We start from the raw sequence: 15,947 nt of genomic DNA, 5'->3' as shown, positions 1-15,947 counted from the left end.
GTCCTTTCTTGCACGGCCTGCCCGGAGCGGTTAGCGCCCGGCAAGCGCGAGGTCGACGATGATGATGAGCCCCATGATGAGCAGCACGCGGTCCCGGTCGGTGAGCGGATGCGGCTCGTGCGGCCGGCGCGTCCCCTCATGGTAGCAGCGCGCGTCCATGGCGGCGCCGAGACGATCGGCCCGGCGGAAGAGCCCCACCATCACCGGAACGAGCACCGTCCCCCACACGCGGATGCGCACGGCGATGCCGCCCTCGTCAAAACGCACGCCGCGCGAACGCTGTGCCAGGCGCACACGGTTGAGCTCGTCCATGACGAGTGGGATAAAGCGCAGGGCGAGCGAGAGTACCAGGCCGATTTCGTCCACGGGCACGCGGAGCCGCGCGAGGGGGCGCGCCAGGCGCACAAACGCATCTGCCACGGCGACGGGCGTGGTGGTGGCCGTAACGACGACCGAAAACACCACCATGAGCGCGATGCGCGCCACGGCCGCCGCCGCACGGGCCGCGCCGGCCGTGTTGATGCCCACCGGCCCCGCCAGCTCAATGGCCGCCGAGCCGTCGCACGAGATAAGATTGGCTGCCACGATGAAGCAGAGAAGCACCGCCGCGGGCCTGAGGGCGCGCACCAGACGGCCGACCCCCATACCCCCAAGCCGCCCGAGCGCCAGCGCGATGACCACCCACACGACAAAGGCGAGGGGCTTCTGCGTTATAAAGAGCGCCAGAATCGCACAGAAGAGGAGCACGAGCTTAACCCGGGCGTCGACACCCGCCAGAGGCGACGAAGCCGATTCTGCGCCCTCTGAGGGCTTCTGAGCAGACGCGGCGCCCGACGCCGCCCGCGCACGTTGCGCCTCCGAGGCGGCGATGGATGCGGCAGCCCGTGAAGGGACATCGGCCGCCGTTGGTTCAGCCCTGCCGTCCGACGTGGGGCACCCAGCCGTAGCGGCAAGACGGCGTGCAAGCTCCCAAGCCTCCGGCGCGACAAGCCCGGCGCGCCCGAACGCCCCCGGGTCGCCCGCCAGCTCGGCCACGCTCCCCTGCCACGCGAGCGTACCGCCCGCAACGAGCACCACGCGGTCCGCCACGCCGAGCCATTCCTCGAGATCGTGGCTGATCACGAGCACGGCGCGCCCCGCATGGGCAAGGTCGCGCACCACCTTGTGCAGGCTCCGGCGCGATGCGGCGTCGAGCCCTGAGGTGGGCTCGTCGAGAATCACGGCCGATGCGTCGAGCGTGAGCACGCAGCCAAGCGCCACACGCCGCGACTGTCCGCCCGAGAGCGAGAACGGGTCGCGCGCAAGCAGCTCTCCATCGAGCCCGAGCGCCTCGGCGGCCTCGCCCACACGGCGGCGAACCTCCGCCTCGTCGCAGCCGAGCTGACGGGGACCAAAGGCGAGCTCCGCCTCAACCGATTCCAAGAAGAGCTGGTTCTCTGGCTGCTGGAAGGCAAGGGCAGGACGCCCCTCCCCCGCGTAGGCAACGCTCCCCGCCAGCGGCTCCGCAAGCCCGGCAAGGACCGTAGCGAGCGTCGACTTGCCCGCGCCGGACTCACCCGCCATAAGCGTGACCGTCCCCGCCTCAAGCGCAAGCGAAACATCGCGGAGCACGGCACGTCCGCCGTAACCTACCGAGAGCCCGTTCGCGCTCAATAGCGGCGCCGCCGCGGTTTGGACCCCATCGGCCGCACGGCGATCGCGTGCATCGCCCTTCTCAACGCCTCTCAGGCACGAGCGCACCGCATCGCAGGCACCGCGGCCCTCGCCCGCCAGCCAAGCCGCAAAATCCGCCGGCTCTACGCCAGAGGCAAGCCTATAGCCCTCATCGACCGCCGTACAAAACGCCCGCTCGTACGGCCCCGTCATGAGCACGCGCTCAAGAAGCTCCCGCTCGTTGCGAACGAGCGTATCCGGCTCCCCCGACCACGAGACACGACCCTCTTTGAGCACAACTACCCGGTCGGCGCCCAGCGCCTCGATGGGGTCGTGCGTCACCATGACGACGCCGATACCCCGCTCCCGTGCCAGACGGCGGACCAGCGCGCGCAACTGCGGACGCTCGGCGCTATCGACCATAGAGAGCGCCTCATCGAGCACGAGGTAGGCGGGCTCCATGGCAAGCACGCCGGCAAGCGCCAAGCGCTGCTGCTCCCCGCCAGAAAGGGCGTTGACCTCGCGCGCGCCGTACCCTGCAAGTCCCACGGCCTCAAGAGCCGCATCGACTCGCACGCCCACCTCAAAGGCAGAGAGCCCAAGGTTCTGCGGACCAAAACCCACCTCGTCCGCAACTACAGTGGACACCAGCTGATCTGCGGGGTTCTGCACCACAAGCCCCACCATACGGCGGACCTCAGGGCGCGAGTCCGGCTCCGAGCTATCAAACCCCTCGCAGACTACCGACCCCGCCTCAGGCAGAAGCGCGCCAGCAAGCAAGCGGCCGAGCGTAGACTTACCCGACCCATTGCCGCCCACGAGTGCCACAAGCTCTCCAGGCGTCACCGAGAACGACACACCTTGGAGCACCGGCTCCTCACCATATGAGAACGAAACGTCGCAAGCCTCAAGCACCGCGCGCACCTCCCTGCAAGCAACCAGTTCATCCTACCAGCATTCCGGCCCGTCTCGGCCAGGCTGAGGCGGGTCTTTCCTCTGCACTCGGTCGGCCCGCGGCCTCGCTTCGCAACTCGCCCACAGAAAAAGGCCCGTCTCAGCCCAACCGCCCCCTGCATCCTTTGACCTAAGCGAGCCACGTATTTAAGAGAGCGGGTCTGTCCACCTTTGCTGTCCGCAACACCCCAGCTCCGGGCTAGGCGCCTCGCTCTGGCGTGAGTCGCGAAGCGAGCCGAAGGCGCCGAACGCCAGAACGAAGCGCCTAGCCCGGGCGATCGGCCACGTAGCGGCAACAAAAAAGAGGGGCACCATCCGGTACCCCTCTCGACAATACGTGCGAGCGAGCGCTACTCGGCGGTAGCCTCGGTCTCGGTGGCCTCCTCGGTCGCCGGCTCCTCAACCGGAGCCTCCTCGACCTTCTCGACCTTGGCCGGCGCAGCCTTCTTGGCGGGAGCGGCCTTGGGGGCCTTCTTCACCACGGGCTCGGAGACGATCTCCATGATGACCATGGGGGCGTTGTCACCCTTGCGCGGACCGAGCTTCATGATGCGGGTGTAACCGCCGTTGCGGTCGGCCCACATGCCCTGCGCGGCCTTGTCAAAGAGCTCAGCCACGAGGTTCTTGTCGCCGAGCTTGGCGATGGCGAGACGACGGGAGTGCAGGTCGCCCTTCTTCGCCCAGGTGATGATCGGCTCAACGTAGCTGCGCAGCGCCTTGGCGCGCGTCTCGGTGGTCTTGATGCGATCGTTCTCGAAGAGCGCCTTGGCCAGGCTCTTCTTCATCGCACGGGAATGAGCGGCATCGGTGCCGAGCTTCAGACCCTTCTTCTTGTTGTGACGCATGGTCGGTTTCTCCTCTGATACGCGATAGCGTTAGTCCTTGAGGCTGAGCCCCATGGACTGAAGCTTGTCCTTGACTTCCTCGATCGACTTCACACCGAAGTTGCGGATGTTCAGCAGGTCGTTCTCGGAGAACTCGACGAGCTGGCGCACCGAATGGATGCTCGCGCGCTTGAGGCAGTTGTAGGAGCGGACGGAAAGGTCCAGGTCCTCAATCTGCTTGTCAAGCTCGGCGTTATCGCTGGTGACCTCGGGGGCGAAGATCGAAACCTCCTCCTCGACCTCGGGGGTCTCGGCAAGGTTCATAAAGGCGGTCATGTGCTGGTTGATGATGTTCGCAGCCTGCACCACGGCGTCACGCGGCGTGATCGCGCCGTTGGTCTCGATCTCGAGCACGAGGCGATCGTAGTCGGTGTGCTGGCCCACGCGGCACGCCTCAACCAACTTGGCGCAGCGACGCACGGGCGAGAAGAGCGAGTCAACATGGATGACGCCGATCGGGTCGTTATCGCGCTTGTTGTTCTCGTAGGAGACGTAGCCGCGGCCGTAGCCGATGCGCATGCTCATGGTGAGGTGACCGCCCTCGGTGAGGGTGGCGATGTGGTGGTCGGGGTTCACGAGCTCAAAGCCGGCCGGGACGAAGAAGTCCGCGCCCGTCACCTCGCAGGGTCCGTCGACCGAGATGGTCGCCTCGCCCTCCTCGACGGTATCCTGAGCCTTGAACACCAGGCCCTTCACGTTCAGGACGATGTCGGTGACATCCTCGACCATGTTGGGGATGGTGGTGAACTCATGCTGGGCGCCATCGATCTGAATCGCCTCAACGGCAGCGCCCTCGAGAGAGGACAGCAGCACGCGGCGCAGCGAGTTACCGAGCGTGTCGCCGTAGCCGCGCTCGAGCGGCTCGACGGAAACGCGCGCGGAGGTCTCGTTGATCTCCTCGACCTGAACCTGAGGCCTAATGAATTCTGACATGTAGTAACCTCCAGCCTCAGCAGCCCTGTGGGACTACTTAGAGTAGAGCTCGACGATAAGCTGCTCTTTGATGTCGGTGCTGATCTGCTCACGGGTGGGCAGGGAGAGCACGTTGCCGGAGAGCTTCTCGATATCGACCTCGAGCCAGCCGGGAACCTCAAAGCGCTCGGACTGGATGAGGGCCTCCTTGATGGGGAGGAGATCGCGGTACTTCTCGCCCACGGCGACAACGTCACCGGGCTTGACGAGGAAGGAGGGGATGTCCACGCGGCGGCCGTTCACGGTGAAGTGACCGTGGCGGACGGTCTGGCGGGCCTCCTTGCGGGTGCGGGCAAAGCCAAGGCGGAACACAACGTTGTCGAGACGACGCTCGAGCAGCGTCATGAGGTTCTCACCGGTGACGCCCTCCATGCGGAGTGCGCGCTCGTAGTAGTGATGGAACTGCTTCTCGAGCACGCCGTAGATGAACTTAGCCTTCTGCTTCTCGCGCAGCTGCATGCCGTACTCGGATTCCTTGCGACGGCGCTTGGGCTGACGAATCGATTCCTTCTTGCTGCTGTAGCCGAGCTCCACGGGATCGATCCCGAGCTGGCGGCAGCGCTTGATAACAGGAGTCCTGTCAATTGCCATGGTAAAGCGATCCTTTCAGAGTTACACGCGGCGACGCTTCTTGGGGCGGCAGCCGTTGTGCGGGATGGGGGTCTTGTCCTGGATGCTCGACACCTCGAGGCCGGCGGCCTGGAGCGAGCGGATGGCGGTCTCGCGACCGGAGCCCGGGCCCTTCACGAACACGGCGACCTTGTGCATACCGTGCTCCATGGCGGCCTTGGCGCAGGCCTCCGCGGCCATCTGGGCGGCAAACGGGGTCGACTTACGCGAACCCTTAAAGCCGACCTGACCGGCGGACTTCCAGGCGATGACATTGCCCTGCGGATCGGTGATCGAAACGATCGTGTTGTTAAAGGTAGAGCGGATGTGAGCCTGCCCCACCGAGATGTTCTTGCGGTCGGCGCGCTTGATGCGGGTCTGCGCGGCGCGCTTGTTCTTTGCGGTAGCCATCTAAGCGCTCTCCTTACTTCTTCTTCTTGGCACCGATCTGACGCTTCGGACCCTTGCGGGTACGAGCGTTGGTGTGGGTGCGCTGACCGCGGACCGGCAGGCCCTTGCGGTGACGCAGGCCACGGTTGCAGCCGATGTCCATGAGGCGCTTGATGTTCTGGCTCTGCTCACGACGGAGGTCGCCCTCGATCATGAGGTGGGCCTCATCGATGTACTTGCGGATGGTGTCAACTTCCTCCTCGGTGAGGTCCTTGACACGGGTGTCCGGGTTGATGTTCGTCTCCGCGCAGATCTTGCTGGCGGTGGTGCGGCCGATGCCGTAAATGTAGGTCAGACCGATCTCGACGCGCTTCTCGCGCGGAAGGTCGACACCGCTAATACGGGCCAACGTAGTCTCCTCTCTTTAACCCTGACGCTGCTTGTGGCGCGGGTTCTCGCAGATTACGAGCACCTTGCCATGGCGCCTAATGATCTTGCACTTGTCGCACATCTTCTTGACGGAAGGACGTACCTTCATGATGCGATCCTCTCAGTTGTGCTCAAACGTATACCTACTATCTACTCGTCCAGCCGCAGACGTGAATAACCGGCTGATACGACACGCCCCTCCCCCGGCTTGAGCGACCGGGAGCACGGCGCGGCGCCGCTTACTTGTAGCGATAGGTGATGCGCCCACGGGTGAGGTCGTAGGGAGAAATCTCCACCACCACGCGGTCGCCCGGAAGGATGCGAATGTAGTTCATGCGAATCTTGCCCGAGATGGAGCAGAGCACGGACGCGCCGTTCTCCAGCTCGACACGGAACATGGCGTTGGGCAGCGGCTCGGTTACCTTGCCCTCAAGCTCGATGGCATCTTCCTTCTTCACAGGCACATCTTTCTCTCGCCAACTTACAGCAGCAGCATATGATAGCGCACCAAGGCGCGCTATCGTGGATTTTTCGTATCGACTCCATAAATGGACAGCGTGTATCTGTCGGAGGGTCGGCCGCCGAAACGCACCCAAGCAGAGCGGCCAGACTTCCCTCGTACAGCTCTCGGGAGCGATATCCACACCGCAGGACCATACCGCAGTAAATCCGTCCGTTGAGACCTTGTTGAACTCTATCTTGTCCGCAAGCTTTTGGAATACACCCTTTCCGATCAAGGGTGAGAGATCGTAGACGTCACTCAATCCGTCCTCAAACCACAACGACAGCTTATATCCATTGAGCGGTTTCACACGCATAACATGGTAATACACGAAGTCTTTTCCCTTAGAGCGGCCTGATTGAGCGCGGAAATATCGTATCCACTTTACAAATACATGTGGCAAAATCGCGCATTTTAAAAGCTTTAGACCTTTTCTTTGTCTCTGGTCCTCAATTTGATAGTAACTGGTTAATAGCTAGGAGAATTATCCATTCAAGTTATTTCAAACGGCTTTGCTTTGCTACTCACCAGTATAATTGTGTCAGGTTCAAAGCTAGGGAGGTTGACATGACTCGTAAACCTACTTGGTTACTAGCAGGCATCCTTTCTATCCTTCTCATGCTCTTACCTACTGTTGCATACGCACAAAATGAGACATTACAAAGCCGCCTCAATGACTCAAACGATTATTCAACCATTGAGGTACTAATTCCCGTAATTGAATCTGACCTTTCATTTGAAGAGTTCATCAACTCGCAAGAAGCCAGCTCTTTACTTAATAGGACTTCCATCGAACCCAGAAGTGGCGTAGCTAGTGTTCATGGTGCGGTATTTAGAAGTGGCCCCATTGGTAACTATAGTTTACAACTAACCTGGCAAGGATCACTCTATTTTAATCAATTTTCACTAACCAGAGCTATCGTTAAATCGCCCTCCTTAATCGACACAACGACATATTGTGATCTATACAAGGGCGGTTCTCCCTATTATTATCCCGTCAGTGCAGCAACGAGTGGCTATTTTGAAGTCACTAGATTCTCAATGCCTGACAATATTGACCAAGTTTATCTACGAACAGAGAACTTGAAAGGATATGACTTATTAAATGGTTGGCTATCATTCATAAATGACCATGGGATTATCCATGTTCTAGGTTAATTTTTAATTTTGCATTCTTTTAATCAAGGGTCTGACTCCTGACAACTCGTTTATATTTTTGGGTTGTCAGGAGTTTTTTGATAAATCAATTTAAGAACCAAATGCGGTGTATCACATGAATTCATTAAATATCATAATGAAACTCCTAGAGAGCAGATACAGATTCTTTTCAAGTTTTGATAAGAAGTTCAACGAGCCTTGGCAGTCTATGTTGGAATATAACGTAGCGCACTCTCTGCTAAATGAGAAGCTTCACTTGCATCCGCGTGATATGTGTTTTACATATCTGGAGTTTCCACGTTGCTCCCAAAATGTACCTCTTTACGCTTCGGCTCCTGCCGAAGAGGAAGTATATCTCGTAGTAGAGACTAAATCGCTTTACCTCTGTTCGAATAGTAATCGACTTTATCTCGAAGCAAGGCTTCTGGCAGGTTTAAATTACTCAGACTTGATAGAAAAGAACTTATTATTTAGGGATTATCTAATTTGTTTATCTAGATATGTTACAGAATTCATTAACTGAAGTTAGTCTTATATTTTATAAGTATTCATCATGATTTTTGACTAAATATTAATTTATAGTTAGCTCAGTGGGTCAAAGATATAATATGGATATTAATGGACTGGGAATCTGTTCGGTAAGGTATGCCGACTCAGGTTGATGTCTCTCTTTCAACCAATATAACACACCGGACAAAATGCGTCTTCGTCGTCACCCTTTCCTCGATGCTACTATTATTTGTCAACCCTAGTCCGCAATAACCGGCAACCTTTCCTCAATCCTAGATAGTAGCGTTTTCACTCACCGATGGGCTTTCGCACCTTCTGTATGACACATAACAACAGTGTTCCAAAATGCAATCACGCGAAATGAGCGGGCCCCAGGTGCCGCAGATTCGCCTGAAAGAGGAGGGAGGGCGCCTTAGGGCGCCGACCGACGATTGAAGGCGAAGATGCGGTGCCTGGGGCCCGCGCAGCTTACATGACGCCGCCTTGGAGCGAACACCACGGCCCCTGCGCATCCTGTGTGAGGATGACCGGGCCATCGTTGGTAATCGCGATGGTGTTCTCGTAGTGCGCGGCAGGCAGACCGTCATCGGTGGTAACGAGCCAGCCGTCCGGACCCACGCTCACGTGGTGCGTACCGAGCGTAATCATGGGCTCGATGGCAATGACCATGCCGGCGGCAAGACGCGGCCCCCTCCCCTTTCGACCCCAGTTGGGGACATTGGGGTCCTCGTGCATCACGTGGCCCACGCCATGGCCCACGTACTCACGGAGCACGCCATAGCCATGGTGCTCGGCCAGGGTCTGAATGGCGTGGCCGATGTCGCCCACCGAGTTACCGGGCACAGCCTGCTCGATACCCGCCTTAAGGCAGTCGAGCGTGACCTCGCAGAGGGCCTTGACCTCCTGGGAGGGGTTACCCACGTAGAAAGTCCAGGCGTTATCGCCCACCCAACCGTCAACCGTAGCACCCGTGTCGATGGAGATGATGTCACCATCGCGCAGGATGATATCCGGGTTGGGGATGCCGTGCACCACGGCCTCGTTGAGCGAGGCGCAGATGGACCCTGGGAAGCCGCCGTACCCCTTAAAGGTCGGCACGCCCCCGTGCATGCGGATGATCTGCTCCGCAAGCTGATCGAGCTCAAAGGTCGACACGCCGGGACGAACCATCGCACCAACGTGCCGGAGCGCCATCTTGGACAGCGCTCCGGCCTTCTTCATCTGCTCGATCTCTTCTGCAGACTTGATCTTGATCATAGACCGAGCGCTTCCTTCACACGGTCGTGAACCTCGTCGATGGTGCCAACGCCGTTGACGACGTCGAGACGCCCCTGGCCGCGATAGTACTCCACGAGCGGGCTCGTGTTCTTCTCGTACACATCGAGGCGGTTGGCGATGGTCTCGGGCTTGTCGTCATCGCGCTGGTACATTTCGCCGCCGCAGTTGGGGCAGACCTCATGCGAGGCGTTGCCGGTAAAGCCGCAGGCGCGGCAGGTGCGGCGGTTGGAAAGGCGCTCGATGATGACTTTGGGCTCCACGTCGATGAGGAGCGCCGCATCGAGGGGGTTCCCCATCGCGCCCAGCTCAGAGTCGAGCGTCACGGCCTGAACCGTGTTGCGCGGGAAGCCGTCCAGGATAAAGCCCTTCTGGGCGTCATCGGCCTGGAGACGCTCCTTAACGAGGTCGATCACGAGCTGGTCGGGGACGAGCTCACCGGCGTCCATGTAGCTTTTGGCCTTGACGCCGAGCTCCGAGCCGCTCTTAACGGCAGCACGCAGCAGGTCGCCCGTCGAGATGTGGGCAAACCCAAAGTCGGCGACAAGCTCCTGGGCAACGGTACCTTTGCCGGCACCCGGGGCCCCCAACAGAACGATGTTCATGGCAGACTCCTCTCAAGCCTCTTTACTACTTGAAGAAACCGTCATAATCATACATCTTGAGCTGGCTCTCCACCTTGGCGAGGGTGTCGAGCACGACGCCCACCATGATGAGCACCGAGGTGCCGCCAAAGGACTGGATGAGCTGGTTGCCCGTGAACGAGAAGATGATGGACGGCACGATGGCCACGAGCGCCAGGAAGATCGCGCTCGGGAGCGTGATCTTGTTGAGGGCGTTCTTGATGTAGGCCGCCGTGGCCTTGCCCGGGCGCACGCCCGGAATGAAGCCACCCTGCTTCTTGAGGTTATCAGCCGTCTCCTCGGGGTTGAACACCATAGAAGTGTAGAAGTACGCAAAGAAGACGATGAGCACCACGTTGAGGATCCAGTTGATCCAGCCGCTCGCGAGCGCACCGGCCACGGCCTGCACCCAGCCGACGCCCGGGAAGAACACGGCCAGCTGCGCCGGGAAGTAGAGCAACGCGCTTGCGAAGATGATCGGCACCACGCCCGCGGTGTTGACCTTGATGGGGAGGTAGGTCGACTGACCACCCATCATGCGGCGCCCCACCACGCGCTTGGCGTACTGCACCGGGATACGACGCTGGCCGCGCTCGAGGAAGACGATAAGCGGGATCACGCAGAGGATGACCGCAAAGATCACCACGGTGACGACGATGCCCATCGTGCCCTCGGAGGCCGACGAGATGACGGCCTGCGGAAGCCCCGCCATGATGTTGGCGAAGATGATGAGCGACATGCCGTTGCCGATGCCGCGCTGCGTGATGAGCTCGCCGATCCACATGATGAGCATGGCACCGGCGGTGAGCGTGCCCACGATCATGATGTCGAAGATGATCTCGGGCGCGCCGGCACCGTTGAAGTTGATGCCGTAGCTCTTAAAGAGGAACAGGTAGCCGATCGAGTTGAGGAGGGCCAGGGCCAGCGTCAGATAGCGAGAATACTGAGTGATCTTGGTCTGGCCGACCTCGCCCTCACGAGCAAGCTCGTGAAGGCTCGGCACCACGCTCTGGAGCATCTGAAGGATGATCGAGCTCGTGATGTAGGGCATGATGCCGAGGGAAAAGACCGAAACATAGGAGAGCGCTCCGCCGGAGAAAAGATTCAGCAGCGACATAGCGCCAGCGGCGACAGAGTTGTCGCCGCTGAACAGGTCCACCATCTCCCCGAAGGGGATACCGGGCACGGGCACGTGCGCACCGAGACGGTACAGCACGAGCATCGCTATGGTGAAGAGAATCTTTTCGCGAAGGTCCTTGATGCGGAAAGCGTTCTTCAGGCCAGTTAGCACGGGAGCTCGACCGACCCTCCAGCCGCCTCGATCTTGGCCTTGGCAGAAGCCGAGACCTTATCGACCTTGACGGTGAACTTCTTGGTGGTCTCGCCCTCACCAAGAATCTTGACGGGCTCGAACTCCTTCTTGGTGATGCCGGCGGCCACGAGCGCGGCGCCGTCGATCACCGCACCGTCCTCGAACTTCTCGTCGAGACGGGCAATGTTGATGGCCTTGTACTCGATGCGACGCGGGTTGCGGAAGCCCGGGAGCTTGGGCAGACGCATCGCGAGCGGGGTCTGGCCACCCTCAAAACCGGCGCCCTTGCCGCCACCGGAGCGGGAGAGCTGGCCCTTCTGGCCGCGGCCCGCAGTGGTGCCGTGACCAGAGGAGTTGCCGCGGCCGATGCGCTTGCGGCGGTGCGTCGAACCCGGCGCCGGAGTAAGATCGTGAAGCTGCATGGGTTACTCCTCTACAATCTCAACAAGGTGCTTGACCTTGAAGATCATCCCACGAACCGACTCGTTGTCGGTGATCGTGTGCGTGTCGTTGATGCGACGCAGGCCGAGGGCCTTGACCGTGCGCACCTGGTCCTGCTTGCAGCCGTTGGTGCTGCGGACCTGCTTGATCGTAATGGTGTCAGCCATCGTTACTGCTCCTTACCGACGAACATCTGAGCGACGGTGAGGCCGCGGCGCTCCGCAACCTCCTCGGGGCTCGAGAGCTCCTTGAGGCCCTCGGCAGCGGCCTTGATGATGTTGAGGCCGTTGTCGGTACCGAGCGACTTGGAGAGGACGTTCTTGATGCCGGCCAGCTCGAAGAGGGGGCGCACGGCGCCACCGGCGATAACGCCGGTACCCTCGATAGCGGGCTTGATGATGATCTTGCCAGCGCCAAAGTGACCCTCGACCTCGTGCGGGATGGTGCCGGTCTCGGTCACGGGCACGTGGAACATGTTCTTCTTGGCGTCGAGCGAGGCCTTGGAGATGGCCAGCGGCACCTCGGCCGACTTGCCCATGCCCAGACCCACGTTGCCCTTGCCGTCACCCACGACGACGAGCGCCACGAGGCTCATGCGGCGGCCGCCCTTGACGGTCTTGGAAACACGGTTGATGAAGACGACGCGCTCCTCGAACTCGGAGGCCTCGCGCTGCTTGTTATCTCGATTACGAGCCATGTGCTCACTACCTCCTAGAACTCGAGGCCGGCGGCACGGGCGCCGTCGGCGAGGGCCTTCACGCGGCCGTGGTAGATACGGCCACCACGGTCGAACGTCACCTGCTTGATCCCGGCCTCGATGGCGCGCTTGCCAACGAGCTCGCCGATCTTCTCAGCAGCCTCCTTGTTGGAGTTGTGGCCGCCCTTGAACTCAGCCTCGAGCGTGGAGGCGGAGACGAGGGTGTGACCCTTGGTGTCGTCGACGATCATGGCGTAGATGTTGGCGTTGGTGCGCACCACGCGCAGACGCGGACGCTCGGGCGTGCCGAAGATCTTGCCGCGCACGCGACGCTGACGGCGCTTGAGGCCCGCGAGCTTCGCTTTGTTCTTATCCATCGTTCTATCTCCTTCAAAAGGATCGTGCCAGCACCTGACGGGGTGCGGGACTTAGTTGTTGGCGCGCGGAGGCTACTTGGCGGCCTTACCGAGCTTGCGGCGGATGTGCTCACCCACGTAGTGGATGCCCTTGCCCTTGTAGGGCTCGGGGGGACGCTTGCCGCGGATCTCGGCGGCAACCTGGCCAACCTGCTGCTTATCGATGCCCTTCACGTTGATGTGCGTGTTGTCGGGCACCTCGAAGGTGATGCCCTCGGGGGCGGTGTAGATCACAGGGTGCGAGTAGCCGAGCGAGAGCTCGAGGTCCTTGCCCTTGAGCTGCACACGGTAGCCAACGCCCGCGAGCTCGAGCGCCTTGGTGTAACCCTCGGACACGCCCACGACCATGTTCTGGATGAGGGCGCGGGTGAGACCATGGCGGGCGCGGGTGTCGCGCTCGTCGTCGGGACGAACGACGGTGAGGACGTTATCCTCGATCTCGATGCTCAGACGATCGTACATCTCGAGCTCGAGCTGGCCCTTGGGGCCCTTGACGGTGATGAGCGAACCGTCGACTGCCACTTCGACTCCGGCGGGAATCTGGACAGGCTTCTTACCGATACGGGACACGGTGTCTCCTTTCCTTCTACGCGCCGAACCGTTTACCAGACGTAAGCGACGATCTCGCCGCCCACGCCCTTCTTACGGCAGTCGCGATCGCACATGACGCCGCTCGAGGTGGAAACGATGGCAGTGCCCAGACCGCCGCGGACGCGGGGAAGGTCGGCCACGCCGGCGTACTTGCGCAGGCCCGGCTTGGAGATACGGCGGATGCCGGTGATGACCTTCTGCTTCTTGGGACCGTACTTGAGGGTGATTGTGAGGGTCTTGGCGGGGGTGGTGTCCTCGACGGTGTACCCCTCGATGTAGCCCTCCTCGTAGATAACGCGGGCGATCTCGACGAGCTTCTTGCTGCTCGGCATCGAGACCGTGGCCTTGTTCGCAGCATTCGCGTTGCGGATACGCGTGAGCATGTCTGCGATCGGGTCAGTGAGGTTCATGCAGATTCTCCTTCGTTCTTGATGAACTCGCGCGTACGGTTCTCAGCCGCCCATAACGGCTGAGCCTTCGGCTACGCGCGCTCTTCCCTGCCTGCCGCCCGCAGGTGCTCCGGACGGGACAGGCGCTGGCAGTGACTTACCAGCTGGCCTTCTTGATGCCGGGAAGCTCGCCCTTGAGCGCAAGCTCGCGGAAGCAGACACGGCACAGGCCGAACTTGCGGTAGACCGAGTGCGGACGGCCGCAACGCTGGCAACGCGTGTACTCGCGCGTCGAGAACTTCTGCTTGCGCTGCTGCTTGACGATCATCGATGTCTTAGCCACTGATTACCTCCTAACACGTTTTCTCATGCCGCCGCCGGCCGGGGCGTGGCACCCCGGCCGGCGACAAGCTCGACTACTTCTTGAACGGGAAACCGAAGAAGTCGAGAAGGGCCTTGGCCTCCTCGTCCGTCTTCGCGGTGGTGACGATGGTGATGTCCATGCCGCGGGTGCGGTCGACGGAATCGAAGTCGATCTCGGGGAAGATGAGCTGCTCGGTCACGCCCATGGAGAAGTTACCACGGCCGTCGAAGCTCTTGGGGGAGATACCGCGGAAGTCGCGGATACGGGGGATGGCCACCGCGGTGAGGCGGTCGAAGAACTCCCACATGCGGTCGCCGCGCAGGGTCACCTTGGCGCCGATCGGCATGCCGGCACGCAGGCGGAACGAGGCGATGGACTTGCGGGCGCGGGTGATCATCGGCTGCTGGCCGGTGATGGCGCGCAGATCGCGCACGGCGCCGTCGATAGCCTTGGAGTCGGTGGCAGCCTCGCCAACGCCCATGTTCACGACGATCTTCTCGAACTTGGGGATCTCCATGACGTTCTTGTAGTGGAACTTCTCCTGCATCTCGGCCTTGACCTCGTTGAGGTACTTGGCCTTGAGGCGCGGAACGTACTTCTCTTCTGCCATCTTGAACTCCTTCTGGGGTTTTAAGCACGGGGCGTGGCCTCTTGGCGAGCGCGGTTTCTCGGCGTGCGAGCGGGCGCGCAGGCGCTCGGGTTGTCCTCGTGCCTCCTGCCGCACCGTGCTGCGAAGAGTCTGTCGCGACACGGCGAATGGCCGGCAGGAGCCGGGCAATACGAGTCGGTATGATACGCGTCTTGGACGGCAAATGCCAGAAAAAGTCGCGAAGCTGCGGATTTCCACAATTGCCTGCATGCAGGGCGATTGGGGCCGATGCGCCCGACGGCGCGCGGGCGGGAGAAAAACGCACCCGTCACCACACCCGCTGCTAGCTTTGGGGTCTATACTAAGTTCTATCTATCGATTCCGCAGAAGGAGTTACCCATGGGTCTGTTCGACATGTTCAAGAAGAAGGCCGAGCCCGCCGCTCCGGCCAAGCCCGCCGCCGTTGCCGCCACCGAGGCTGCCGACACGCTTTGCGCTCCCGCTAACGGCCGCGTCATTGCCATGAAGGACGTACCCGATCCGGTCTTCTCCGGCGAGGTGCTCGGCAAGGGCTGCGCCGTATGGCCCGATGACGAGATTGTCTACGCGCCCGTCTCTGGCGCCGTGACCGTTACCATGGGTCATGCCGTGGGTCTTGCCACCTCCGACGGCGTCGAGGTGCTCGTGCACATTGGCGTTGACACCGTGAACATGCAGGGCGATGGCTTTACGGGCTACGTCACGCAGGGCGACTACGTCAAGGCGGGCCAGCCCATCATCAAGATGGACCGCGCCAAGATCAAGGCTGCCGGCTACCCCGACTGCGTTGTGGTCGCCGTCTCCAACACCGCCGAGTTTGCCGACGTGGAGCTTATGGTTGAGCCCGAGTCCGCCGTTACCGCCGGCACCCCTGTGGTCAAGGTCGTGCGCAAGTAGGCTAAACGCGTCACAGTTCTCCACGTGCACAGAAACCTCCCCGGCAGAGCGCCGGGGAGGTTTTTCTTTGCCGCCATGCAGCAGCGCATGAGGAGGCTACTTGCCGAATCGCGAATTACGCTCTCACTTAGGGCCCGAACTCATCCCTTTAGGCCGACCTCGGGTCGTAAGTGAGAGCCTGGTAGTAGAGCCGCCGCGTGGAACAGCTCGCAGGCGCGTGAACGCGCGTGAACGCGCAGCCACGCCGCACGGG

General features: G+C 61.0%; 21 protein-coding genes. 2 read left to right on the top strand and 19 right to left on the bottom strand.

Annotated features, from left to right (window positions below):
• Nucleotides 1-30: 30 nt before the first annotated feature.
• From B5G20_RS01710 to infA, 8 genes are all read right to left on the bottom strand, one after another.
• Nucleotides 31-2,568: an energy-coupling factor transporter ATPase gene (locus tag B5G20_RS01710; RefSeq protein ID WP_087354393.1), complete on the bottom strand. Its 2,538-nt coding sequence runs from the start codon at nt 2,566-2,568 to the stop codon at nt 31-33.
• A 389-nt stretch (nt 2,569-2,957) separates the two neighbouring features.
• Nucleotides 2,958-3,452, bottom strand: a complete 495-nt coding sequence (gene rplQ / locus B5G20_RS01705) for a 50S ribosomal protein L17 (protein ID WP_087354391.1) — start codon at nt 3,450-3,452, stop codon at nt 2,958-2,960.
• Between the two features lie 30 nt (nt 3,453-3,482).
• Nucleotides 3,483-4,424: a DNA-directed RNA polymerase subunit alpha gene (locus B5G20_RS01700; RefSeq protein ID WP_087354389.1), complete on the bottom strand. Its 942-nt coding sequence runs from the start codon at nt 4,422-4,424 to the stop codon at nt 3,483-3,485.
• Between the two features lie 33 nt (nt 4,425-4,457).
• Entirely contained in the window at nt 4,458-5,054 is a 597-nt protein-coding gene (gene rpsD, locus B5G20_RS01695) for a 30S ribosomal protein S4 (protein ID WP_087354387.1), read from the bottom strand.
• A 21-nt stretch (nt 5,055-5,075) separates the two neighbouring features.
• Nucleotides 5,076-5,483: a 30S ribosomal protein S11 gene (rpsK, locus tag B5G20_RS01690; protein ID WP_087205384.1), complete on the bottom strand. Its 408-nt coding sequence runs from the start codon at nt 5,481-5,483 to the stop codon at nt 5,076-5,078.
• Between the two features lie 13 nt (nt 5,484-5,496).
• Nucleotides 5,497-5,871 (bottom strand): 30S ribosomal protein S13, encoded by a 375-nt coding sequence (gene rpsM, locus B5G20_RS01685; RefSeq protein ID WP_087354385.1) that lies wholly within the window; start codon nt 5,869-5,871, stop codon nt 5,497-5,499.
• A 15-nt stretch (nt 5,872-5,886) separates the two neighbouring features.
• Nucleotides 5,887-6,000, bottom strand: coding sequence for a 50S ribosomal protein L36 (rpmJ, locus tag B5G20_RS01680; protein ID WP_006363204.1), 114 nt, complete (start codon nt 5,998-6,000; stop codon nt 5,887-5,889).
• A gap of 130 nt (nt 6,001-6,130) precedes the next feature.
• Nucleotides 6,131-6,349 (bottom strand): translation initiation factor IF-1, encoded by a 219-nt coding sequence (gene infA / locus B5G20_RS10440; RefSeq protein WP_204207623.1) that lies wholly within the window; start codon nt 6,347-6,349, stop codon nt 6,131-6,133.
• Nucleotides 6,350-6,960: 611 nt separating this feature from the next.
• Between infA and B5G20_RS10090 the strand changes: the two genes are divergently transcribed.
• Entirely contained in the window at nt 6,961-7,551 is a 591-nt protein-coding gene (locus B5G20_RS10090; protein WP_143750190.1) for a hypothetical protein, read from the top strand.
• 978 nt (nt 7,552-8,529) lie between these two features.
• On the opposite strand, the gene map is transcribed toward B5G20_RS10090, so the two are convergent.
• The 11 genes from map to rplE form a co-directional block, all read right to left on the bottom strand.
• Entirely contained in the window at nt 8,530-9,318 is a 789-nt protein-coding gene (gene map / locus B5G20_RS01670) for a type I methionyl aminopeptidase (protein ID WP_087354382.1), read from the bottom strand.
• The gene (locus tag B5G20_RS01665) at nt 9,315-9,941 is read right to left on the bottom strand and encodes an adenylate kinase (RefSeq protein WP_087354380.1); all 627 of its coding nucleotides are present in this window, start codon (nt 9,939-9,941) and stop codon (nt 9,315-9,317) included. The genes map and B5G20_RS01665 overlap by 4 nt, the downstream gene beginning before the upstream one ends.
• A gap of 25 nt (nt 9,942-9,966) precedes the next feature.
• Nucleotides 9,967-11,250 (bottom strand): preprotein translocase subunit SecY, encoded by a 1,284-nt coding sequence (secY, locus tag B5G20_RS01660; protein WP_087354377.1) that lies wholly within the window; start codon nt 11,248-11,250, stop codon nt 9,967-9,969.
• On the bottom strand, nt 11,244-11,693 hold the full coding sequence (rplO, locus tag B5G20_RS01655) for a 50S ribosomal protein L15 (RefSeq protein ID WP_087354375.1): 450 nt from the start codon (nt 11,691-11,693) through the stop codon (nt 11,244-11,246). Before rplO ends, secY begins: the two co-directional genes overlap by 7 nt.
• A 3-nt stretch (nt 11,694-11,696) precedes the next feature.
• On the bottom strand, nt 11,697-11,879 hold the full coding sequence (rpmD, locus tag B5G20_RS01650) for a 50S ribosomal protein L30 (RefSeq protein ID WP_087354373.1): 183 nt from the start codon (nt 11,877-11,879) through the stop codon (nt 11,697-11,699).
• A 2-nt stretch (nt 11,880-11,881) separates the two neighbouring features.
• Nucleotides 11,882-12,409, bottom strand: a complete 528-nt coding sequence (gene rpsE / locus B5G20_RS01645; protein ID WP_087354371.1) for a 30S ribosomal protein S5 — start codon at nt 12,407-12,409, stop codon at nt 11,882-11,884.
• Nucleotides 12,410-12,423: 14 nt separating this feature from the next.
• Nucleotides 12,424-12,786: a 50S ribosomal protein L18 gene (rplR, locus tag B5G20_RS01640; protein WP_087354369.1), complete on the bottom strand. Its 363-nt coding sequence runs from the start codon at nt 12,784-12,786 to the stop codon at nt 12,424-12,426.
• A gap of 72 nt (nt 12,787-12,858) precedes the next feature.
• Nucleotides 12,859-13,395 carry a 50S ribosomal protein L6 gene (gene rplF / locus B5G20_RS01635; RefSeq protein ID WP_087354367.1) on the bottom strand — a complete coding sequence of 179 codons (537 nt, stop codon included), beginning with the start codon at nt 13,393-13,395 and terminating at the stop codon, nt 12,859-12,861.
• Between the two features lie 32 nt (nt 13,396-13,427).
• Nucleotides 13,428-13,826: a 30S ribosomal protein S8 gene (gene rpsH / locus B5G20_RS01630; protein WP_087354365.1), complete on the bottom strand. Its 399-nt coding sequence runs from the start codon at nt 13,824-13,826 to the stop codon at nt 13,428-13,430.
• Between the two features lie 136 nt (nt 13,827-13,962).
• A complete protein-coding gene (locus B5G20_RS01625; protein WP_087205372.1) occupies nt 13,963-14,148 on the bottom strand; it encodes a type Z 30S ribosomal protein S14 in 186 nt (61 codons plus the stop codon).
• A gap of 73 nt (nt 14,149-14,221) precedes the next feature.
• The gene (gene rplE / locus B5G20_RS01620; protein WP_087354363.1) at nt 14,222-14,779 is read right to left on the bottom strand and encodes a 50S ribosomal protein L5; all 558 of its coding nucleotides are present in this window, start codon (nt 14,777-14,779) and stop codon (nt 14,222-14,224) included.
• A 378-nt stretch (nt 14,780-15,157) separates the two neighbouring features.
• Here rplE and B5G20_RS01615 point away from each other — a divergent pair, with 378 nt between their 5' ends.
• The gene (locus B5G20_RS01615; RefSeq protein ID WP_087354361.1) at nt 15,158-15,694 is read left to right on the top strand and encodes a PTS glucose transporter subunit IIA; all 537 of its coding nucleotides are present in this window, start codon (nt 15,158-15,160) and stop codon (nt 15,692-15,694) included.
• The last annotated feature ends 253 nt before the right edge of the window (nt 15,695-15,947 follow it).

It is taken from the genome of Collinsella sp. An7 (genome assembly GCF_002159335.1).
In the GTDB taxonomy this organism is placed as follows: Bacteria; Actinomycetota; Coriobacteriia; order Coriobacteriales; family Coriobacteriaceae; genus Coprousia.
This window is presented reverse-complemented; position numbering and strand designations above follow the sequence as displayed.